This window comes from Streptomyces sp. NPDC048191 (genome assembly GCF_040652655.1).
GTDB lineage: Bacteria > Actinomycetota > Actinomycetes > Streptomycetales > Streptomycetaceae > Streptomyces.
Genome location: NZ_JBEZMO010000001.1, coordinates 330,039 through 350,865, shown reverse-complemented (window position 1 = coordinate 350,865; position 20,827 = coordinate 330,039). Strand labels below are relative to the sequence as shown.

Here is a 20,827-nt window from a genome sequence, read left to right as displayed (position 1 = left end):
TCTACGGCCGGGGCGGCTCCAGGCCGAGCACACGGTCCTTCAGCGCCGGGAACTGCTCGCGGGTGGCCGCCACCTTCGCCGGATCGAACTCGACGGTGAGGATCTCCTCGTCCGGGCCCGCCTCGGCGAGCACCTCGCCCCACGGATCCACCACGATCGAGTGACCCGCCTGTGGAACTCCCGCATGGGTCCCGGCCGTTCCACACGCGAGCACGAACGCCTGGTTCTCCACCGCCCGCGCCTGAGCCAGCAGCGTCCAGTGCGCGCGCCGCCGCTCGGGCCAGCCCGCCGGGATCACCAGGGTCTCGGCGCCGGCGGCGACCAGTCCACGGAAGAGTTCGGGGAAACGGAGGTCGTAGCAGGTGGCCACGCCGAGCGTGGTCCCGGGCAGCCGGACCGTCACCAGGTCCCGCCCCGCGCCCATCAGCACGGCCTCGCCCTTGTCGAAGCCGAAGCGATGGATCTTGCGGTAGGCGGCGACCGGCTCACCGGAGGGGGAGAAGACGAGAGAGGTGTTGTAGAGGGGCCCGTCACCCGCGGCGGATCCGCTGCCGGATGCCGCGCGCTCGGGAATCGACCCCGCGTGCAGCCACACGCCCGCGTCGCTCGCGGCCTTGGCCATGGCCTCGTACGTCGGCCCTTCGAGCGGCTCGGCCTCGCGGCCGAACTCCTCGTAGGCGAAGGCACCGGTGGTCCACAGTTCGGGCAGGACCACGAGATCGGCCCCGGCCTGCTCCCGGACCAGCCCGGCCACCCGCTGCCGCCGGGAGTCGACCGATTCATCCTCGTTCACGGCGATCTGGATCAGCGAGGCGCGCACACTACCACCGTCCTGGCATTCGAGTCGTCCACACAGGCCTACGATCGTCACACGAAAGCACTGCCGGGGTGCCTGGAGGCAGCGTAACTTGGGGGTCCCCGTGGTTCGAGCGAAGCCGAGAACCAGGGGGACTCCCAGACGCCCGCCGAAGTGCAGCCGCCGCCCGCTGGCAACGCCGCCACAACCTGCCCGTGTACCGACCGCCGAGGGGTCCCGTTCCGTGAGTCTGCATCCCACCCTCCAGCCCTACGCCGACGCCTGGACGCACTCCATCGAAGCGATATCCGAGATGGTCCAGCCGCTGGCGGAAGGCGAGTGGAACCGGCGGACCCCCTGCCCCGGCTGGTCGGTCCGGGACATCGTGTCGCACGTCATCGGCATGGACTGCGAGATGCTCGGCGACCCGCGCCCCATCCACTCACTGCCCCGGGACCTCTTCCACGTCACCACCGAGCACCAGCGGTACATGGAGATGCAGGTCGACGTCCGCCGCCACCACACGGCGCCGGAGATGACGGCCGAGCTGGAGTACACGGTCATCCGCCGCAACCGCCAGCTGCGCACCGAGTCCCGCGACCCCGGCACCACGGTGCGCGGACCGCTGGGCACGGAGATCACGGTGGAACAGGCCTATCGTGACCGCGCGTTCGACGTGTGGGTGCACGAGCAGGACCTGCGCACGACCCTCGGCCGTCCCGGCAACCTGGACTCGCCCGGCGCGCACGTCGTGCGGGACGTCCTTCTGGAAGCGCTCCCCAGGATCGTCGCGAAGGACGCGGGGGCGCCGCGCAGTTCGGCGATCGTGTTCGACGTGCACGGCCCGGTGGAGTTCCTGCGCACGATCCGCGTCGACATCCAGGGCCGAGGCACCCTGGAAACCACCCCGGCCCTCGGTCCCGCCGCCACCCTCACCCTCGACTGGGAGACCTACGTCCGCCTCGCCTGCGGCCGCGTCAGCCCCGAGGCGGTGGCGGACCGAGTGAAGACGGAGGGCGACCCGGACCTGACGGCATCGATCCTGCGCAACTTCACGGTGACGCCGTAGCCGGCCGAACGCTCAGGTGGCGATCGGGGTGGGGCCGGGCGGGGCTCGGCGCACCTTCACGGCGGCCCCGGCCGGGGCCGAAGCCGTGGCGGCGGCCCCTCGCGACCTCACCTGCCGGCATGGGGAAGACGGAGGTGCACGGGTGGGTGAGCGCCGCTAGGCCGCCGGCACGTGCACCGTCTCCACCCGGCTCGCCACCAGCCGCTCACGCTCACGCCGAGCCGCCCGCCCGCGAAGCCGCAGGATCTGCGACACCCCGAGCGCCTGCAGCACGAACACCGACGACAACGCCACGCTGTAGTCGTCTCCGGTGGCGTCCAGCAGCACCCCGACCGCGAACAACGTCGTCATCGAGGCGACGAAACCACCCATGTTGGTGATACCGGAGGCCGTCCCCTGTCGCTCGGGCGGGTTGGCCGGCCGGGCGAAGTCGAAGCCGATCATCGAAGCCGGCCCACACGCCCCCAGCACCGCGCACAACACCACCAGCAGCCACATCGGCGCACGCACACCCGGATACAGCACCGTCGCCGCCCACGTCAGCGCCGTCGCCCCCACCGTGCCGAGCGCCAACGGAAGTCGCGCCGCATGGTGCCGGGCGACGATCTGACCGTAGACCAGCCCGATCACCATGTTGGACAGCACGACCAGAGTGAGCAGTTCACCGGCCGTGGCCCGGCTGAGCCCCTGCGCCTGGACCAGGAACGGCAGGCCCCACAGCAGCAGGAACACCATGGCCGGGAACTGCGTGGTGAAGTGCACCCACATCCCGAGGCGTGTGCCGGGCTCCCGCCAGGCCGCCGCGATCTGCCTGCGGACGTACGCCGAGCCCTGGTGCGCGACGGGCTCGGGCTCGTACCCCTCGGGGTGGTCCTTCAGGAACAGCAGGGTCAGCACGAGGACGACGGCACCGGCGAGCGCGCTGCCGGCGAACGCCGGGGTCCAGCCGATGCCGTGCAGCAGCCGCGCGATCACCAGGGTGGAGACCAGGTTGCCCGCCATGCCGACCAGCCCCGCGAGCTGGGCGACCAGCGGCCCGCGCCGGGCCGGGAACCAGCGGGTGCCGAGCCGCAGCACACTGATGAACGTCATCGCGTCCCCGCAGCCCAGCAGGGCGCGGGAGGCGACGGCGGTGCCGTAGGAGGGGGAGAAGGCGAAGCCGAGCTGCCCGGCGGTGAACAGCACGGCGCCGATGCTCAGCACCTTCTTGGTGCCGAGCCGGTCGACCAGCAGGCCGACGGGTATCTGCATGCCGGCGTAGACCAGCAGCTGGAGGATGGAGAACGTCGACAGCGCGGAGGCGTTGACGTGGAAGCGGTCCGCGGCGTCCAGCCCCGCGACACCGAGCGACGTACGGAAGATGACGGCGACGAAGTAGACGGCGACGCCTATGGACCACACCCGTACGGCGCGCCGGCCACCCGGTGGATCACCCGGAAGAGTGACATTGCTCCCCGAGCCGCTCATCGGACCTCACCTCGGGCGAGGTGCTCGAACCAGCTCACGTGCCGGTGCACGACCTCGACGGCCGCCTCCGCGTCCCCGGCGCGCAGCGCGCCCAGAATCTCCTCGTGCTCGGCGAGCGTCTTGGCGATCCGGTCGGGGTGCGAGTGCATGACGGCGACGCCCATCCGCAGCTGCCGGTCGCGCAGCTGGTCGTAGAGCCGGGACAGGATCTCGTTGCCACCGCTGCGCACGATCTCGGCGTGGAAGCAGCGGTCGGTCACCGCGGCCGCGGCCAGGTCACCGGCGGCGGCCTGGGTCTTCTGCAGTTCCAGCAGCTCGGCCAGCCGCTGGAGCAGACCGGGCGGGGCGGGTACGGCCTTGCGGGCGGCGTGCTCCTCGACCAGCTGACGGGTCTCCACCACGTCGGCGATCTCCTGCGCGGACACCGGCAGGACCAGCGCGCCCTTCTTCGGATAGAGCCGGATCAGGCCCTCGACCTCCAGCCGCAGCAGAGCCTCCCGCACGGGCGTGCGAGAGACCCCCACCGCCTCGGCCAGCTCGCCCTCGGTGAGCAGCGTGCCGCCCTCGTAGCGACGGTCCAGCACCCCCTGCTTGACGTGGGCGTACACGCGGTCCGCGGCGGGCGGCGGCTTGTCGTGCCGGCGGGCTGGTTGCTGTAGGGCCGTCTCCATGCCCACAGGATAGATACAACACGTACCCAAGCGGCAGCGCCGTCCAGCATCCGGACGTGACGCAGATCGCTCGCAGCAGCCGCACAACCTTCTGTGCTACTTACGTGTCTCACACGTGCGGCCCCCTGCTCTTGCCATTCAACTCGGCCGCACTTCAGGGGCATTCACGACTATCGGGGTACATCACTTTGATTACCGGCATTAAGGGCACCCGCAGCGTCCGCAGCACGCGCATCCGCAGAGCCGCCGCCGTCGCCGTCACCTCCGGCGCGCTGCTCACGACCGGTGCCCTCACCGCGGCGCCCGCTCAGGCCGTCACCGCGCCCTCGATCATCGCCAAGGGCGGCTACGTGATGAACGACGCGAGCGGCTCGACGCTGTACACCAAGGCAGCGGACACCAAGCGCTCCACGGGCTCCACCACCAAGATCATGACCGCCAAGGTCGTGCTCGCTCAGTCGAACCTCAACCTCGACAAGAAGGTGACGATCCAGAAGGCGTACAGCGACTACGTCGTCCAGAACAACGCCTCCCAGGCGCACCTGATCGTCGGCGACAAGGTAACCGTCCGTCAGCTGCTGTACGGCCTGATGCTGCCGTCCGGCTGCGACGCCGCCTACGCGCTCGCCGACACCTACGGCTCGGGCTCCACCCGCGCCGCGCGCGTGAGCAACTTCATCGGCAAGATGAACGCCGCCGCCAAGAGCCTCAAGCTCACGAACACGCACTTCGACTCCTTCGACGGCATCGGCAACGGCAACAACTACTCGACGCCGCGCGACCTGACGAAAATCGCCAGCAGCGCGATGAAGAACTCCACGTTCCGCTCGATCGTCAAGACGAAGGCGTACACCGCGAAGACGATCACCAAGACCGGCAGCACCCGCACCATGCAGACGTGGACCAACACCAACGGTCTGCTCAGCAGCTACAGCGGCACCATCGGCGTGAAGACGGGCTCCGGCCCGGAGGCCGGCTACTGCCTGGTCTTCGCCGCCACCCGCAACGGCAAGACCGTCATCGGCACCGTCCTCGCCTCCACCTCCATCCCGAACCGTGAGGCGGACGCGAAGAAGCTGCTCAACTACGGCTTCGCCAAGTGACGTAGCACCAGGCACACACGGGCCCGTCGCGACAAGCGGCGGGCCCGTTGCCGTACCCGGACCCGTAATGAAGCTGATGGTGCTAGTCTCATTGGCACCATGCTGCTACGTCTGGACAAGGCCGACACCCGCCCCCTGCACGAGCAGGTCGCGGCGGCGATCCGGCGGGCCGTCGCCGAGGGCGAGTGCCGCGCCGGCGACCGGCTGCCCTCGGCCCGCGATCTCTCCGCGGCCCTGGACATCAACGTCAACACCGTCCTGCGCGGCCTGCGCGAACTGCGGGACGAGGGCCTGCTGGAGTTCCGCCGGGGCCGCGGGATCACCGTCGCCGAGGGGGCGGCCCAGCGGTCCGGACTGCAGATCAAGGTGCGTGAGCTGATCGCGGAGGCTTCCCGGCTCGGCTACAGCCTCACCGACCTCATCGAGCTGATCCGGGGGACGACACCATGACGGACATGACGGACGGGGACGAACGGAAACCCGGCCGGAGCCGCGCCGCGCACTGGGGACTGGCAGCCGGCACGACCGCCGTCGCCGCCCTGCTCGCCGGCCTGCCCTGGGCCGCGCGGAGCCGGCTGCCCGACCGGCTCGCGACCCACTGGAGCGGGGGCAGTGTCCCCGACGGCTCGATGCCGCTGTGGGCCGCCTCCCTGTTCCCGGCCGGTGTCTGGCTGCTGATCGCCCTTTCGGTGAGCGTGCGATGGCGCCGTTCCTGGCCGGCCGTACGGCCTTGGCGGGCCATCGCGCTGGCGCCCACCGCGGTGGTGTTCGTCGGCGCACAGGCCTCCGTCGTCCGAGCGAACCTCGACCGTGCCGACTGGCACGCGGCCCGCGAGCCGGCCCTGGGCATCGTGCTGATCCTGGCGTCGGCGGTGGTCGCCGGCGTGGTGGCCTGGCGGTCGAGCACCCGGTCCACCTCCACGCCCGCCCCCGCCGGCCCCGAGCTGAGGCTGCCCGAGGGCGAGCGGCTGGTGTGGTTCTCCCGCGCGGCCAATCCCTGGCTGCAACTGCTGGCCGCGCTGACCGGCCTCGCCGCCGCAGGCGCCCTGGTGGCCCTGGCCGTCGGCCTGGCGCGTCCCGCCGCGCTGTGGCCGGTGTGCGCGGGCTGCGGCGTCGCCTCCCTCGCCGGCGCCTTCTTCTCCTCGGTCCAGGCGAAAGTGTCGGAGGCGGGCCTGGAGGTCTCGTTCGGCCCGCTCGGCTGGCCGGCCCGCCACTGGTCCCCGACCGCCATCGAGTCCGCCCGCGCCGAGCGCCGGCTGCCGTCCCAGGTCGGCGGCTGGGGCTACCGTCTCAGCGGCCTCGGCACCACGGTCATGCTCCGCGCCGGCGACTGTCTGGTCATACGGCCGCGGGGTCGCCGTACCGACTTCGCGGTCAGCCTGGACGACGCCGAACGGGGCGCGGCCCTGCTGAACGCGCTGCGACGGCGGGGCTGAGCCGGCCATGGACGTCCAGGGGGAGCACGACGGCCGGGCGGCGCCGTGGGACACGGCCGCCGCACGCGTCCGGGCCGCGCAGGACGGGGACGCCCTGGCCATGGACGAACTGCTGACGCTGGTCACGCCGTACGTGACCCGGCTCTGCCGCCCGATCGCCCCGCACGATGCGGCCGACGCCGTACAGGAGTCGCTGCTGGCCGTCTTCAAGGGCCTTCCCACCCTCCGTGATCCACGGGCCTTCTACGGCTGGGTGCGCACGGCCACCGTGCGCGAGGCGGTACGGGTCGCCCGCCGCAGCTCCGCCGAGGAACCGGCCGACCCCGCCGACCTGGCCCGGCTCGGCGACCTGCGCGCCGGCGCCGACGGGGAGCTGCCGGCCGACGTGCGGGACGCACTGGCCCGGCTGCCGGTCCGGCACCGCGCGGTCCTGGTGCTGCGCGAGCTGGAGGGCCTGGACGAGGCCACCGTCGCCGGCCTGCTGGGCGTACCCCGGGGCACCGTCAAGTCCCGGCTGAGCCGGGCTCGTTCCTCCTTCCGGAAGGCGTGGTCACGATGAGTTCCCCCGACCCGGTGCTGCGGCTGCGGGTGCTGGCCGCGGGGCTGCGCGCCGGTCTGTACGCCGAGGAGCATCTGCCGCTGCCGTACGACCGGGTGTGGGCGGTTGCCTCGGATCTGCAGGCGGAGCTGCCCCATCTGGTGTCGTTCCTGCGCGAGTTCCGTGTGCCACCCGGGGACGCGGGCCGCAAACCGGCGCTGGCGGTGGGCCGTTCGGGTGTGACCGAGTCCTTCCAGGTGCGGCTCTCCCCGGGCTGGTGCCTGATGCAGTCCCGGCTGATCGTCGGCGGCATGGCGGCGACCCCGGAGGCCGACGGCACCCGCTTCGCCGTCCTCGGGGCCACCCGCCCCACCGCGCTGCTCCCCGCCCAGTGGCTCTACGGCCGCCTGCTCGGCGAACGGCGCGGACGGGCGTTCGTCGGCCGGGTCGCCGAGCGGGCGTCGCTGCGCTAGGCGTCCTCGGTGAACAGTTCCCGGACCGCGTCCGCCACCGCCTCCGGCCGCTCCTGCGGCAGATAGTGCCCGGACTCCGGCACCAGCCGCACGCGCAGCTCGTCGGCGTACGGCTCGGCGCCCGCCAGCATCGACGGTACGACGACGGTGTCCCGCTCCCCGCCGAGCAGCAGCGTCGGCACGGTCAGCCGCCGGTGCCGCCAGGTGCCCCGGACCAACGCGGGGATGTCGTGCAGGACGTACTGCCAGAACAGGGACTGGACGGCGGTGGCGCTCGCCGAAGTGGCGGCGGCGTACTCGGCGAGCTCCGCCTCCGTCCACACGGCCGGCCGGCCCGCGACCTGGTGCCGCAGCAGGAACCGGGTGAAGCCGGGCCAGTGCCGCAGCACGGCCCGCCCCAGTACCGGGTACTCGACGAACGCGGTGAACCACAGCCGCCACAGGTTGGGCACGACGGCGCGGTGCCGGGGCCAAGGGTGGGTCATATTGAGCGCGAGGTACCCGGTGAACCGCTCCGGCGCGCGCAGACAGAGCCGGAACCCGAGATGAGCGCCCCAGTCGTGCCCCACCAGTCCGACCCGCTCCAGCCCGAGCGCGTCGAGCAGCGCGAGGGCGTCGTCCGCCAGGGCCTCCATGTCGTAGCCCCGCCGCGTGACCTCCGACCAGCCGAAGCCGCGCAGGTCGGGGCAGAGCAGCCGGTGACCGCCGGCCAGCTGTCCGGCGACCTTGTGCCACGCGTACCAGTGCTGCGGGAACCCGTGCAGCATCAGCAGCGGAGTCCCGGTGCCGGGGTACTCGGCCAGATGCAGCCGGGTACCCCGGACGCCCAGCATTCGGTGCTCGGCGCGCGCGTCCTCGGGCAGTGGACGATCGGTGTGCGGTGCCATGCCTGACCCCTCTCGGGCCGGTGCGGTCCCCCGTCGGGCCCGCGTCGCCGGGTCAGGAGTCGGCGTCAGCGCGAAAGGTTCCCTCCCTTGCGCTCCTTGCCGTTGCGCCAGGCAGGGAGCTGGTCGTAGGTCTTGAACGTGTACGAAGCGTCGTACGACAGCAGGTTCCCTTCGGTCGCCGGCAGACCGAGCCGTCGGTTGAGGGGGCCGGTGAGGGGCCCGCAGTGTTCGGCGGCCGGGGCGGTGAAGGTGTCGTCGTACGCCGAGAACTCGATCACCGGGGGATCCTGGGAGACCCACTTCGACGGGCCGGAGCGCTTCAGCCGGAAGTCGACGGGTGCCGTCGCGCCGATGGTGCAGCCGTGCGGCACCAACGGGCCGACGAGCCGGAAGCGGAGGCTGAACTGCCCGGTGTAGAAGTCGGACCGCCCCCCGTACTCGGGCTGTATCGCCAGCCCCAGGACGGCCGCGCGATCACCTGCGGAGGTGCCGGTCAGGCCTCCCGGTATGGCCGTGGCGGAACTGTGCATCGCGCCCCACACCTGGCCGTTGCCGCCGTCCGGCATCGGACCCTCGGCGTGCGTCATGGTGATCGGGGCGAGGTCCACCCCGACCTTTCCGATCGTCAACCGCGGGGCGGCGGTGTGCACTTCGCATCTCCACCGGGCCGGGTCGACACCGTCGGGAAGGGGCGGGCAGTCGCTGAAGTCGGTCGCGGACGGAGTGGTCGCGGATGGTGCGGGGCCGCCCGACGACGCGTACGCGACTCCCGGCGCGCACACCGCCGCCGCACCGGCGAGGACTGCGGCGGCGCCCCCGAGGACGGCGGCACGACGGGCGAGGGCAGCGCGGACGGAGGCGTGACGGGCGGCGGAGACAGGACGGACGGACGCGGAGACACCGGGGCGAAGGGCGGCGGATTTCGTCATGACACCAGCGTGCCGCCGTGGCCACTCCCTCACCATCCGTGACCTCCCCCACTCGACCCCGACCTCCCCCTGATACGGCGTCAGGGTCCGCCGCGGAGCGGCCGGACGACAAGACGCCGTACGGGAGCGCGAGCAGGCGTCAGCCGAGCCCCGGAATCCGTACCCGCCGCAGCTCGCCGACCTTGAGTGCCTTGGCCAGCACCAGATAGACGAAGGCGAGCGCGAGCGTGCCGGCGGTGGTCGTCAGGACCGCCCCCGCCGTACCGCCTCCCAGGACCCCGGCACAGCCCCGCGCCGCCGCCCAGCCCGCCACGGCGCCTCCGGCCCCGGCGCACAGCAGCCTGACGTAGGTGCCGCGCAGGGTGCCGTCGTCGAGGCGGCCGCCGGTGCGGCGGGCCAGCAGGCGGGCGGTGAGGGCGAGGCCGGCCAGGTAGGAGAGGGTGTAGGCCCCCGCCATGCCGGTGACCGCCCACCGCGCGGGCAGCAGGACATGACAGGCGCTGGCCAGCGCGATGTTGACGATACCGATCCACACGGCCATGAAGAACGGCGTACGGGTGTCCTCGAAGGCGTAGAAGCCGCGCAGCAGCAGGTACTGCGCCGAGAAGGGGATCAGTCCGAGGCCGAAGGCCTGGAGCATGTGGCCGAGCGGCTGGGCGGTGGTGGGGTCGGCCGCGCCGTGGGCGAAGAGGAGGACGGCGATGTCCGGTCCGAGCGCGGTGAAGAGGAAGGCGGCCGGGACGACGACGACCCCGCTGACCCGCAGGGCCCGGGACAGATCGGCGCGCAGATCGCCGGTCCTCCCCTCGGCCGCCGCCCTGCTCATGCGCGGCAGCAGTGCCGTCACCAGCGAGACGGTGACGATGGACTGGGGCAGCATCCAGATGGTCTGCGCGTAGCTGTAGGCGGTGTAGCCGACGCCCGCCTTCGGAAGCTCCGTGTCGGCGGCGTTGGCGTAGTTGGTGACGACGGTGAGGGCGACCAGGTTGGTCAGCACGAACAGCAGCGTCCACTTCGCCGCGTGGATCCCGGAGCCGAGCCCCGATCCGCGCCAGTCGAACCGCGGCCGGAACCGGAAGCCGGCGGCGCGCGCGAAAGGGATGAGCGCGAGGGCCTGCACGGCGATCCCGAGGGTCGTACCGGCACCGAGCCAGCGGACCTCGGTGCCGGTGATGTCGGCGACGGAGTGCGGGACGGTCATCATCCCGAGATAGACACCGAACATCGCCACGAGAACGACGTTGTTGAGCACCGGCGTCCACATCATCGCGCCGAACGTCTCCCGGGCGTTGAGTACCTGGCCGAGGATGGCGAACAGCCCGTAGAAGAAGATCTGCGGCAGCAGGAACCGGGCGAAGACGACGGTCAGCCGGAACGCGTCGTGCTCCTTGGGCGTGTCCCGGATGTACAGGCTCACGATCTCCGGTGCCGCCCACACGGCGAGCACGGTCCCGACGGCCAGTACGGCGACGACGAGGGTCACGAGCCGCTGCTCGTACGCCCGCCCGCCGTCGGCGTGGGTGGCCCGGGCCCGCACCAGCTGCGGCACCAGTACGGCGTTCAGCGCGCCGCCGATCAGCAGGGTGTACAGGCTGGTCGGCACGGTATTGGCCGTGTTGTACGTGGTCGCGAGCAGCCCCGTACCGAGCGCGGCCCCCTGCAGCACCTGCCGGACCAGCCCACTGGCCCGCGAGACGACGGTGCCGCCGGCCATGAGGACGGAGGCCCGTCCGACACCCGCTTCGGCTCTGGGCTTCGCGTGCCGGGCCGTTGTGGTCTTCTCCCCCGTCACCATGCGGTCAATCTACGGCAGTTGGGATCAGGCTCGAACAGGGCGGCCGGGACGGCGGAGTCGACGAAGACGCGCTGCGCTGCCCTGTCGGCCGACCGACCCGAAAACCCGTTTGTCCGAACGCACGCCTCACCGCCGCCTACCTTCGGCCCATCGACGTGTAGCTCAGCAGCAGAGCACCGGGCTTCCAACCCGGAGGGCGCGGGGGCGGAACCCGCCACGTCGGCTATGAACGACGACGCTGAGCAGCAGCACCTCGCCCAGGCGAACCCCGGATACGCGGCCGGTCAGCTGGCCGCGGCGTTCCGTACGGCCGTCGCACACCCGGACCCGGAGACCCGCCGACGCGGCGAGGAACGCGGCCGCAGGTGGCGCGCGGTCCTGAACGGGATGGCGAACGGCCTGCTGACGATCGGTTCCCGCACGCCCGTCGCCGGACTGCCCGCGTGGGTCACGCCGGAGGTCGTGCGGGGCGGCTTCGCCACCGGCGAGCCGAGCGCCGGCGGTCCCCTGCTCGACTTCGAGGTCGCCGCCGCGCGCCGGGCCGGTGTGCCCGAGGACCGGCGGGCGCTGTTCGGTCACTTCCTGTCCGAGGACGGGCTCGCCCACCTCTGCGCACTGCTCGACAGCGGTCGTTACGAGGTGACCGTTCCTGAGGAGGCCGCCCTGCTCACCGTGGCCTGGCTGGTCCGGGCCGAGGAGCCGGACGCCGCGCTGGACCTGGTCGAGGAGCTGGCGCCGTTCGCGGACCGGCTGCGGTTCAGCCCGCGGCCGGCCGAGCGGCCCGCGCCCCGGCCCGATGCCGTACACCGGTCCACCGTCGCCGAAGCCTCCGCGGCGCTCGCGGGCCGGCGCCCCAGCACGGCCGTCGAGACCCAGCGTGAGTCCCTGGCCGTCTGGCAGCCCTTCGGTGACGAACTGCTGCTGCACTGGCTGGAGGTGACCGACGAGGAGGGGTATGTCCGGGTCCCCGAGCCCGCCGAAGGCGACTGGCACGCCCGCTCGGCCGAGCTGCTGCGCCGCTACCGCGAGCTGGCCCGCCGCCACACCCGGTGCACCAAGCACCGCAAGCCCAAGGAGAACCTGGGCATCCTGCGCGGGGCGCTGGAGGAGACCGTCGCCGGTGGCGAACTGGAACCCCGGCGGCTCGGGCTGCTGCGGCACGCCGTCGCCTCCATGGTCCGGCGGCGTGGCCGGCCCGGCTCCGCGGAGCACACCGCACTGCGCCGGGAGCAGGCCGTCCAGGCCGCGCTGCCCTCGCACCACGCACTGGCCCACGTCGTGCTGGGGCGGCTGTCCGGCCTGCCGCGGGACGGCGGGGTGAGTGACGTCGCGCCGGTCGTCGCGCCGGTGAGCGCCGAGGAGGCCGGCGCGACGGGGGTGCCCGCGGGCGCGGTCATACCGCCCGCCGTACGCCGGCCCGTCGAGGCGGCGCTCAGCGCACCCGTCGGCACGCTCGTGGAGCGCGGGGTCGTCCCCTCGGCGGAGGTCCTGGCCGAGCTGGTCCCGCAGCTCGTCGCCGCCACCACCGCCGCGGCGCACCGCGAACCGGCCCTGCGCGCGCTGGCCGCCGCGAACTACCGCGCGTTCCGCAACCGCCGCTCCCTGCTGCTGTTCAACCTCCAGCGGCAGGTGCGGGTGGAGGAACTGCCGTGGGTGCGAGCCGTCGCCGCCCACCGTGCGGACGCGGGGGCCGGGGAGGTGGCGGGCGCCGCGCTGCGTGAGCTGGGCGGGCTCGCGGTGCGGGCTTTCCCCGGCACGATCCTGCCCAACCCGCTGATCCGCGAGCTGTCCGTCCTGGCCCGGCAGGCCGAGCTGGGGGCGCCCTTCGTCGAGGAACTCGCGGCGGACATCTTCATGGGCACGTTCACCCCGAAGTTCCTGACGGCCGCGCGGGTGGCGGCCGAACTCCTCGGCGGCGGTTCCCTCTACGAGCGTTACTACGTCATCGACTACCAGGCGGTGCGCAACCTCGCGGTCATCGAGGCGGGGGACGCCGTGCTCCGGTCCGGTGGTGCGCGTACGTCGCCCGGGTTCGCCACGCTGTGCACGCGGCGCGCCGCCGAGTTGGCGCCGGGCACGCGGACCTCCTCCGGCTCCTGGGTCGCGGGGAACGGCACGGTGATCGAGCAGGCGCAGATCCTCACCACCCACAACCTGGCCACCCTCGTCCACCGGGTCGGTATCGAGCCCGGCACCGGCTGGGACGAGGCGGCCCTGCGCTGCTTCGGCACCGTGTGCCGGCTGACCGGGCGGGTGCACCACAACCCGCGACCGCTCGGCACCATCAAGGATGTCGCCTACGCCTGGCGCCAGATGGTCTTCTACCTGTCGCTGTGCGCGCCGCAGGAGCAGTGGGGCGTCCTCGACCGCCTGACCGAGGACACCGCCCGCCACCCCTGGCACGTGGCCGGCCGGCTCGCTCCCGCTCTCACCGGGCTCCGCCAGGTCATGGCCGGCGCACCGGCCGACGCCGGCGTGGGCCGCCGTCTGCTGGGCTGGAGTACCGGCGGCCACTGGTTCCGCCCGGATCCGGCACCGAACGGACGCCGATGACCGGTGGCTCGAGTGGGGTACCGGCCGCCGTCGCCGGCGAAGTGCGGGTGGTGCCGCGGAAGGTGTGGGAGGCGGTCGCACGTCGAGTGCACGGCCGCCCCCTCCGGCATCCGGGGCTGTCCACCCGGAGCCCTCACGCCCAGGTGATCAGCCGCTTCGGCTGCTCCAGGACCGCCGCCACGTCCGCCAGCACCTTCGAGCCCAGCTCGCCGTCGACCAGGCGGTGGTCGAAGCTCAGTGCCAGCGTGGTGACCTGACGCGGCTTGACCTTGCCCTTGTGCACCCACGGCTGGAGCTTGATCGCGCCGACGGCGAGGATCGCCGACTCACCGGGGTTGAGGATCGGCGTGCCGGTGTCGACGCCGAAGACGCCGACGTTGGTGATCGTCACCGTGCCGCCCTGCATCGCCGCCGGGGAGGTCTTGCCCTCGCGGGCCGTCGAGACCAGCTCGCCGAGCGCCTCGGCCAGCTGCGGGAGCGTTCTGTCGTGCGCGTCCTTGATGTTCGGCACGATCAGCCCGCGCGGGGTGGCCGCCGCGATGCCCAGGTTGACGTAGTGCTTGACCACGATCTCCTGGTTGGCCTCGTCCCAGGACGCGTTGATCTCCGGGTTCCGCTTGATCGCGACCAGCAGGGCCTTGGCGATCAGCAGCAGCGGGTTGACCCGCAGCCCCTGCATCTCCTTGTCCTGCTTGAGCTCCTCGACCAGCTTCATCGTGCGGGTCACGTCGACCGTCACGAACTCCGTGACATGCGGCGCGGTGAACGCCGAACCGACCATCGCCGCCGCCGTCGCCTTGCGGACACCCTTGACCGGGACGCGCGTCTCGCGCGCGCCGTCGTACGACGCGACCGGCGCCGGGGCCACGGGCGCCGCGGGAGCGGCGGTCGGGGCGGCCGTCGGCGCGGTGGACGTGGGTGTGGCCGCCGCGTGGACGTCCTCGCGCGTGATGATGCCGTCCGGGCCGGACGGGGTCACCATGGCCAGGTCGACGCCGAGGTCCTTGGCCAGCTTGCGCACCGGCGGCTTGGCCAGCGGGCGGGGCCTCTCGGCGAGCGCGGCGTGGCCGTGGCCGTTCAGCTCCGTCTGGATGGCCTGGGCCGGCGCGGGGACACTCACCTCCGGGCCCTTGCGGGGACGGCGCTTGGTGGAGGACGTCGACACGCCGTAGCCGACCAGCACCGGCTGGCGGCCCTCCGGCTCGGCCTCGGGCTCCGGCTCCTCGGGAGCTGCCTCCGGCTGCTCCGCCGGTGCCTCTGCGGGTGCCGCTCCGCCCGCCACGTCCACCGCGATGATGGCCGTGCCCACGTCCACCGTGGTGCCCTCGGGGAAGTGCAGGGAGCGGACCACGCCGTCGTAGGGGATGGGCAGTTCGACGGCCGCCTTGGCGGTCTCGACCTCGCACACCACCTGACCGTCGGTGACCGTGTCACCCGGCTGGACGTACCACTTGAGGATCTCGGCCTCGGTGAGTCCCTCACCGACGTCCGGCATCTTGAACTCGCGTACGGACGCTTCCGTCATCGTCGTCACGACCCTCTCCTCAGTACGCCAGCGAGCGGTCGACGGCGTCGAGCACGCGGTCCAGGTCCGGCAGGTACTCCTCCTCCAGGCGGGCCGGGGGGTAGGGGGCGTGGTAGCCGCCGACCCGGAGCACCGGTGCCTCCAGGTGGTAGAAGCAGCGCTCGGTGATCCGGGCGGCGATCTCCGCGCCGGAGCCGAAGAACACCGGCGCCTCGTGGACCACGACCAGGTGGCGGGTCTTCTCGACGGATGCCTGGATGGCGTCGAAGTCCAGCGGGGACACCGAGCGCAGGTCCAGGACCTCCAGGCTCTTGCCCTCCTCGGCGGCCGCGGCGGCGACCTCCTGGCACAGCTTCACCATGGGGCCGTAGGCCGCCAGGGTCAGGTCGGTGCCCTCGCGGACGACCTGGGCCTTGTGCAGCGGGGCGGGGATCGCCTCGGCATCCACCTCGCCCTTGTCCCAGTAGCGGCGCTTCGGCTCGAAGTAGATCACCGGGTCGTCGCTCTGGATGGCCTGCTGCATCATCCAGTACGCGTCCGACGCGTTCGACGGCGACACGATCTTCAGGCCCGCCACGTGCGCGAAGAGGGCCTCGGGGGACTCGGAGTGGTGCTCGACCGCGCCGATGCCGCCGCCGTAGGGGATGCGGATGACGACCGGCATCTTGACCTTGCCCAGCGAGCGCGCGTGCATCTTCGCGAGCTGGGTGACGATCTGGTCGTAGGCCGGGAAGACGAAGCCGTCGAACTGGATCTCCACCACCGGACGGTAGCCGCGCAGGGCCAGGCCGATCGCGGTGCCGACGATGCCGGACTCGGCCAGCGGGGTGTCGATGACGCGGCTCTCGCCGAAGTCCTTCTGCAGACCGTCCGTCACGCGGAACACACCGCCGAGCTTGCCGACGTCCTCACCCATGACCAGGACCTTGGGGTCCGTGTCCAGGGCGCGGCGCAGCGACTCGTTGATGGCCTTGGCCATCGCCATCTTCTCGGCCATCTCAGTGACCCCCTTCTGCGCCCGCGAACGACGCCTGGTAGGCGGCGAACTGCGCTCGCTCCTCGTCGACGAGCGCGTGCCCGTCCGCGTACACGTTCTCGAAGATGGCGAAGTGGTCCGGTTCGGGCATGGCGCGGACCGCTTCGCGCACTCGTTTACCGAACGCCTCGGACTCGGTCTCGAGTTCCTCGAAGAATCCCTCGTCCGCGTGGTTTGAGGCCTCCAGGTACCGGCGAAGGCGCAGGATCGGGTCCTTCGCCTCCCAGGCGGCCCGCTCCTCGTCGCCGCGGTAGCGGGTGGGGTCGTCGGAGGTGGTGTGGGCGCCCATGCGGTAGGTGAACGCCTCGACCAGGGTGGGGCCCTCGCCGGCGCGGGCGCGCTCCAGCGCCCACCTGGTGACGGCGAGGCAGGCCAGCACGTCGTTGCCGTCCACGCGCACGCCGGGGAAGCCGAAGCCCTGGGCGCGCTGGTAGAGCGGCACGCGGGTCTGCCTCTCGGTGGGCTCGGAGATCGCCCACTGGTTGTTCTGGCAGAAGAACACGACGGGGGCGTTGTAGACGGCGGAGAAGGTGAACGATTCGGCGACGTCGCCCTGGCTGCTCGCGCCGTCGCCGAAGTAGGCGATCACCGCGCTGTCCGCGCCGTCCTTGGCGATGCCCATCGCGTAGCCGGTGGCGTGCAGGGTCTGGGAGCCGATGACGATCGTGTACAGGTGGAAGTTGTTGCTGTTGGGGTCCCAGCCGCCGTTGTTCACGCCGCGGAACATGCCGAGCAGCTTGGTCGGGTCGACGTCACGGCACCACGCGACGCCGTGCTCGCGGTAGGTCGGGAAGACGTAGTCGTCCTCGCGGGTGGCCCGGCCGGAGCCGATCTGGGCGGCCTCCTGACCGAGCAGCGACGGCCACAGGCCCAGCTCGCCCTGGCGCTGCAGGGCGATGGCCTCGGCGTCGAAGCGACGGGTGAGCACCATGTCGCGGTACAGGCCGCGCAGGTCTTCGGGGGTGATGCCGGCGACGTAGGCGTCGTACTCGGCGTTCTTGACCCGCTTGCCCTCGGGCGTCAGCAGCTGGACGAGCTCCGGTTCGGTGCTCTTCGCGGCGGCGCGGGTGGTGCGCTTGGCGCCGGTGGTGCCGGCCTTGTCTGCGGCGCTGCGTCGCGGCTTGCGCGCGGCACTGCTGTCCACGGTCACGTGTGCTCCTCCGTCGTTCCGGCCCCCGGGGTTGCCGGTAGGCCAGTGCGGCTCACCTGTTTCGACCACCGGGCACGGGGTGGGTGCCACTCGGCCGGGAACAGGCGTGACAGGTGCCCCGGCGAGCGCCCTGCAACCATCACGTTACCCAGTGCTCCACATTTCTGTGAAACCCCACCTGACCTGCGTTTTTGCTTGGATTTCCAAGTAAATCGAGGAGGTGTGGAAGCGTGCTGGTCACAGCCTTGCGAACGGCCGGAGCAACCGCACGTTATCCCGCTGACCCAGGTGACGGGAAGACTTTCTTTGTGACACCCGCCTCGGGTACGAAGGCGTAGATATCCGCCGAAGAGATCACGAGTCGCCGGTGGAGTTCGGCGGCGCGTTCTCGGCGTGGCCGCGGCGGCGCGGCGGTCCGTTCCGCCTCAGGGCGCGGCGCGGGCCTGACCTGTTCGACGAGCGTCCTGGTCCACCCTGTGACCGAAAGCGACCAGCGACGACTGCCTGTGACAAGCCCCAGCTCACAGCGTCTTTTCGTGCCCTAACATCTGCGGCGTGCCGCGCTCATGTGTACCACCCCCCGTGCCCCACGCGCCCCCTCTGGGCACCCTGCTGCGCCTCTACGCGGCCGGTACCGCACTCACCTGTGAACCGGTCGACCAGGGCCTGCTCAACCGCGGCTACCGGCTGTGCACCACCCGCGGCCGCTACTTCCTCAAGCACCACTTCGACCCCGACACCGCCGACCCGGCCGCCATCGAGCGCCGGCACCGCGCCACGCAGCGCCTGGCCGACCTCGGCGTCCCCGTCGCCGTACCGCTCGCGCACCGCGAGGGCCGTACGGTCGCCGTCGTCGGCGGGCACGCCTACGCCCTGCACCCCTGGATCGACGGCAGGCACCGCCACGGCGGCCAGCTCACGCGGGCGGAGAGCGCACGCCTGGGGGCACTCCTGGGCGCCGTGCACGCCTGCCTGGAGCGCGTCATGCCGCCCAAGGGGCGCACGCGTCCCGCCACGAGCCCCCACCCGGTGGTGAGCGCCGACCCCGCCGACACCTTCGCCCTCATCGACGACCTGCTCGCCCAGGTGCGCCGGCACCGTCCCGCCGACGCCTTCGACGAGCTGGCCCGGCACCGGCTGCTGGAACGCCGTGCCCTCCTGGAGCAGCACGCGGACCGGCGTCCCCCGCGCGGTGGCTCGGTGGGCTGGGTGCACGGCGACTTCCACCCCTTCAACGTCCTCTACAAGGACGACGCGCCGGCGGCCATCGTCGACTGGGACCGGCTCGGCGTGCAGCCGCGCGCCGAGGAGGCCGTACGCGCCGCCGCGATCTTCTTCGTACGGCCCGCGGGCGCCCTGGACCTGCCGAAGGTGCGCGCCTACGCGCGCGCGTACCGGCGCGCGGCCGGGGCCACGCCTTCGGAGCTGGCGGCGGCCGTGCACCGGGTGTGGTGGGAGCGGCTGAACGACTTCTGGATGCTGCGCTGGCACTACGAACGCGGTGACACGCGCGCGGACTGCCAGTTTCCGGCCGCGTCCGCGCTCGCGGTGTGGTGGACCCGCGAGTACGACGCGGTGTGCGACGCGTTCGTGCGGTGAGCGCGCCGGGGGCGGCTCAGAAGGAGGCCTTCGGGGGCGCCGTGGGCGTCCTTCAACCGGTGGGGTCGCCCGCGCCGCCGACGGTGGTGTTCCCGACGCTGGTGCCGTCCGTGGTGCCCGTGTCGGTGCCGCCGTTCGTCGTGCCGGTGTCCGTGCCGCCGTTCGTCGTGCCGGTGTCGGTACCGCCGTTGGTGGTACCGGTGTCCGTGCCGCCGCTCGTCGGGTCCGAGGACTGCGACGGCGAGGTCTGCGGGTCCGTCGGCTCGTCCGTCGGCCCCGTGGACTGCGACTGCGAGGTCTGCGGGTCCGTCGGCGTGTAGCCGGACCCGCCCGAACCCGAGTCCGAGCCGTTGTCGGTGGCGGTGTCCGAGGGCTGGTCCGTGGTGTCGTCCGACGGGCTCGGGGAGTCCGAGTGGTCCTTCGTGGACGTCGAGTGTGTCGCCGGCGGCTTGGTGTCGGTACCCGTGCCGGTGCTGTGGCCCGCGTGCTTGAGCGCCAGCGCGACACCCGCCGCGATCGCGATGACCGCGAAGACGGCGAGGATCCACAGCCTGCCGCGGCCGCTGCCCTTGTTGCCGTGTCCCTCGAAGCCGCCGTCGTCGCCGTTGCCGTATCCCTGCGGCAGGATCGGCTGCGGGATCTGCGCGGTGCCCGAGCCGAAGTCGCCCGGGTGCTGCATCGCGGTCGTCCTCGTGAAACCGCCCGGCGGAGTCTGCCGGCCGTCGTGCGCGTCCACCGGGCCGGTGTTCCAGGTGCCGGTGTGCCCGCCCGCCTCGTAGAGCATCTGCAGGCCGTACTGGACCAGGCCGCGCATCTCCTCGGCCGTCTGGAACCGGTCGTCCGGCTCCTTGGCGAGCGAGCGCATGACCAGGCCGTCCAGCTCCGGGGGGCAGCCCTCGGCGACCGCCGAGGGCGGCGTCGGGATGTCCTGGACGTGCTGGTAGACCACCGACAGCGGGGTCTCGCCGGTGAACGGCGGCCTGAGCGAGAGCAGTTCGTACAGCAGGCAGCCGGTCGCGTACAGGTCGGAGCGGTGGTCCACGGCCTTGCCGAGCGCCTGCTCCGGGGAGAGGTACTGCGGCGTGCCCATGACCATGCCGGTCTGCGTCATCGTTGTCGAGGCGCCGTGCAGGGCGCGCGCGATGCCGAAGTCCATCACCTTGACGGCACCGCTGTTGGTGATGATCACGTTGGCGGGCTTGATGTCACGGTGCACGATGCCGTGCTGGTGCGAGTAGGCGAGCGCCTCCAGCACGCCGGAGACGATGATCAGGGCCTGCTCGGGTCCCGGCGCCTCGGCGTTCATCAGCAGATCGCGGATGGTGCGGCCCTCGACCAGCTCCATCACGATGTACGGCACGGACTGGCCGCCGACGAAGTCCTCGCCGGAGTCGTACACGGCGACGATCGCGTGGTGGTTCAGACCGGCGACGGACTGCGCCTCGCGCGTGAAGCGGGCCTTGGAGACCGGGTCCTCGGCCAGGTCGGCGCGGAGCAGCTTGACCGCGACGGTACGGCCCAGACGGACGTCCTCGGCCGCGAACACCTCGGCCATGCCGCCCCGGCCCAGCCGGTGCGTCAGCCGGTACCGGCCGTCGCCGACGAGCCCGCCGTTGCCCCACATCTCCGGCGCGTCCGACATGCCGCCGCCACTCGCCTCGGGGTCGGACGGGCCCTGGGCGCGCTGCGTCTGTGCCATCAGTCCTCGCCGTCGTTTCTGCCCGCGGTGCGCGCGGTGTTGTCACGGTCTCCGTCGGCCACGCTACAGCCTCCGCGCGAGCCACCGGTTCGGAACCGGAA

General features: G+C 72.3%; 18 protein-coding genes and 1 tRNA gene. 9 read left to right on the top strand and 10 right to left on the bottom strand.

From position 1 onward, the window contains the following. Position 1: 1 nt before the first annotated feature. Complete coding sequence (locus tag AB0D93_RS01590) at positions 2 to 820, bottom strand: carbon-nitrogen family hydrolase (RefSeq protein WP_362111073.1); 819 nt, start codon at positions 818 to 820, stop codon at positions 2 to 4. A gap of 220 nt (positions 821 to 1,040) precedes the next feature. On the opposite strand from AB0D93_RS01590, the gene AB0D93_RS01585 reads away from it, so the two are divergent. Continuing rightward, complete coding sequence (locus AB0D93_RS01585) at positions 1,041 to 1,865, top strand: maleylpyruvate isomerase family mycothiol-dependent enzyme (RefSeq protein WP_362111070.1); 825 nt, start codon at positions 1,041 to 1,043, stop codon at positions 1,863 to 1,865. A 156-nt stretch (positions 1,866 to 2,021) separates the two neighbouring features. Here AB0D93_RS01585 and AB0D93_RS01580 read toward each other — a convergent pair whose 3' ends face one another. Together AB0D93_RS01580 and AB0D93_RS01575 are read right to left on the bottom strand one after the other, a co-directional pair. Then, the gene (locus tag AB0D93_RS01580) at positions 2,022 to 3,332 is read right to left on the bottom strand and encodes an MFS transporter (RefSeq protein WP_362111066.1); all 1,311 of its coding nucleotides are present in this window, start codon (positions 3,330 to 3,332) and stop codon (positions 2,022 to 2,024) included. After that, a complete protein-coding gene (locus AB0D93_RS01575) occupies positions 3,329 to 4,003 on the bottom strand; it encodes a GntR family transcriptional regulator (protein ID WP_362111062.1) in 675 nt (224 codons plus the stop codon). Before AB0D93_RS01575 ends, AB0D93_RS01580 begins: the two co-directional genes overlap by 4 nt. Positions 4,004 to 4,191: 188 nt before the next feature. On the opposite strand from AB0D93_RS01575, the gene AB0D93_RS01570 reads away from it, so the two are divergent. The 5 genes from AB0D93_RS01570 to AB0D93_RS01550 all read left to right on the top strand — a co-directional run bounded on the left by AB0D93_RS01570 (position 4,192) and on the right by AB0D93_RS01550 (position 7,553). Further along, positions 4,192 to 5,106 carry a D-alanyl-D-alanine carboxypeptidase gene (locus AB0D93_RS01570; RefSeq protein WP_362111059.1) on the top strand — a complete coding sequence of 305 codons (915 nt, stop codon included), beginning with the start codon at positions 4,192 to 4,194 and terminating at the stop codon, positions 5,104 to 5,106. 99 nt (positions 5,107 to 5,205) lie between these two features. Next, on the top strand, positions 5,206 to 5,556 hold the full coding sequence (locus AB0D93_RS01565; RefSeq protein WP_362111056.1) for a GntR family transcriptional regulator: 351 nt from the start codon (positions 5,206 to 5,208) through the stop codon (positions 5,554 to 5,556). 5 nt (positions 5,557 to 5,561) lie between these two features. Further along, positions 5,562 to 6,542 carry a DUF1648 domain-containing protein gene (locus tag AB0D93_RS01560; protein WP_362111053.1) on the top strand — a complete coding sequence of 327 codons (981 nt, stop codon included), beginning with the start codon at positions 5,562 to 5,564 and terminating at the stop codon, positions 6,540 to 6,542. Between the two features lie 7 nt (positions 6,543 to 6,549). Then, positions 6,550 to 7,101, top strand: a complete 552-nt coding sequence (locus AB0D93_RS01555; RefSeq protein WP_362111050.1) for an RNA polymerase sigma factor — start codon at positions 6,550 to 6,552, stop codon at positions 7,099 to 7,101. After that, positions 7,098 to 7,553: a hypothetical protein gene (locus tag AB0D93_RS01550; protein ID WP_362111047.1), complete on the top strand. Its 456-nt coding sequence runs from the start codon at positions 7,098 to 7,100 to the stop codon at positions 7,551 to 7,553. Before AB0D93_RS01555 ends, AB0D93_RS01550 begins: the two co-directional genes overlap by 4 nt. Here AB0D93_RS01550 and AB0D93_RS01545 read toward each other — a convergent pair. The 3 genes from AB0D93_RS01545 to murJ form a co-directional block, all read right to left on the bottom strand. After that, positions 7,550 to 8,440, bottom strand: coding sequence for an alpha/beta hydrolase (locus tag AB0D93_RS01545; protein ID WP_362111044.1), 891 nt, complete (start codon positions 8,438 to 8,440; stop codon positions 7,550 to 7,552). The genes AB0D93_RS01550 and AB0D93_RS01545 overlap by 4 nt on opposite strands. A gap of 65 nt (positions 8,441 to 8,505) precedes the next feature. Further along, positions 8,506 to 9,369 (bottom strand): hypothetical protein, encoded by an 864-nt coding sequence (locus AB0D93_RS01540; RefSeq protein WP_362111041.1) that lies wholly within the window; start codon positions 9,367 to 9,369, stop codon positions 8,506 to 8,508. 139 nt (positions 9,370 to 9,508) lie between these two features. Beyond that, positions 9,509 to 11,083, bottom strand: coding sequence for a murein biosynthesis integral membrane protein MurJ (gene murJ / locus AB0D93_RS01535; protein WP_362111835.1), 1,575 nt, complete (start codon positions 11,081 to 11,083; stop codon positions 9,509 to 9,511). A gap of 232 nt (positions 11,084 to 11,315) precedes the next feature. Here murJ and AB0D93_RS01530 point away from each other — a divergent pair. Together AB0D93_RS01530 and AB0D93_RS01525 are read left to right on the top strand one after the other, a co-directional pair. Continuing rightward, positions 11,316 to 11,387, top strand: a tRNA-Gly gene (locus AB0D93_RS01530). Between the two features lie 2 nt (positions 11,388 to 11,389). Continuing rightward, positions 11,390 to 13,717, top strand: coding sequence for a hypothetical protein (locus tag AB0D93_RS01525; RefSeq protein ID WP_362111038.1), 2,328 nt, complete (start codon positions 11,390 to 11,392; stop codon positions 13,715 to 13,717). Positions 13,718 to 13,850: 133 nt separating this feature from the next. On the opposite strand, the gene AB0D93_RS01520 is transcribed toward AB0D93_RS01525, so the two are convergent. From AB0D93_RS01520 to pdhA, 3 genes are read right to left on the bottom strand one after another with little or no spacing between them, the layout of a single operon-like run. Then, complete coding sequence (locus AB0D93_RS01520; RefSeq protein ID WP_362111035.1) at positions 13,851 to 15,251, bottom strand: dihydrolipoamide acetyltransferase family protein; 1,401 nt, start codon at positions 15,249 to 15,251, stop codon at positions 13,851 to 13,853. Positions 15,252 to 15,261: 10 nt separating this feature from the next. Beyond that, the gene (locus AB0D93_RS01515) at positions 15,262 to 16,239 is read right to left on the bottom strand and encodes an alpha-ketoacid dehydrogenase subunit beta (protein ID WP_362111032.1); all 978 of its coding nucleotides are present in this window, start codon (positions 16,237 to 16,239) and stop codon (positions 15,262 to 15,264) included. 1 nt (position 16,240) lies between these two features. Then, a complete protein-coding gene (pdhA, locus tag AB0D93_RS01510; protein WP_362111029.1) occupies positions 16,241 to 17,428 on the bottom strand; it encodes a pyruvate dehydrogenase (acetyl-transferring) E1 component subunit alpha in 1,188 nt (395 codons plus the stop codon). Between the two features lie 582 nt (positions 17,429 to 18,010). Here pdhA and AB0D93_RS01505 point away from each other — a divergent pair. Continuing rightward, positions 18,011 to 19,027: a phosphotransferase gene (locus AB0D93_RS01505; protein WP_362111026.1), complete on the top strand. Its 1,017-nt coding sequence runs from the start codon at positions 18,011 to 18,013 to the stop codon at positions 19,025 to 19,027. 52 nt (positions 19,028 to 19,079) lie between these two features. On the opposite strand, the gene AB0D93_RS01500 is transcribed toward AB0D93_RS01505, so the two are convergent. Then, entirely contained in the window at positions 19,080 to 20,726 is a 1,647-nt protein-coding gene (locus tag AB0D93_RS01500) for a protein kinase (protein WP_362111023.1), read from the bottom strand. Between the last annotated feature and the right edge of the window lie 101 nt (positions 20,727 to 20,827).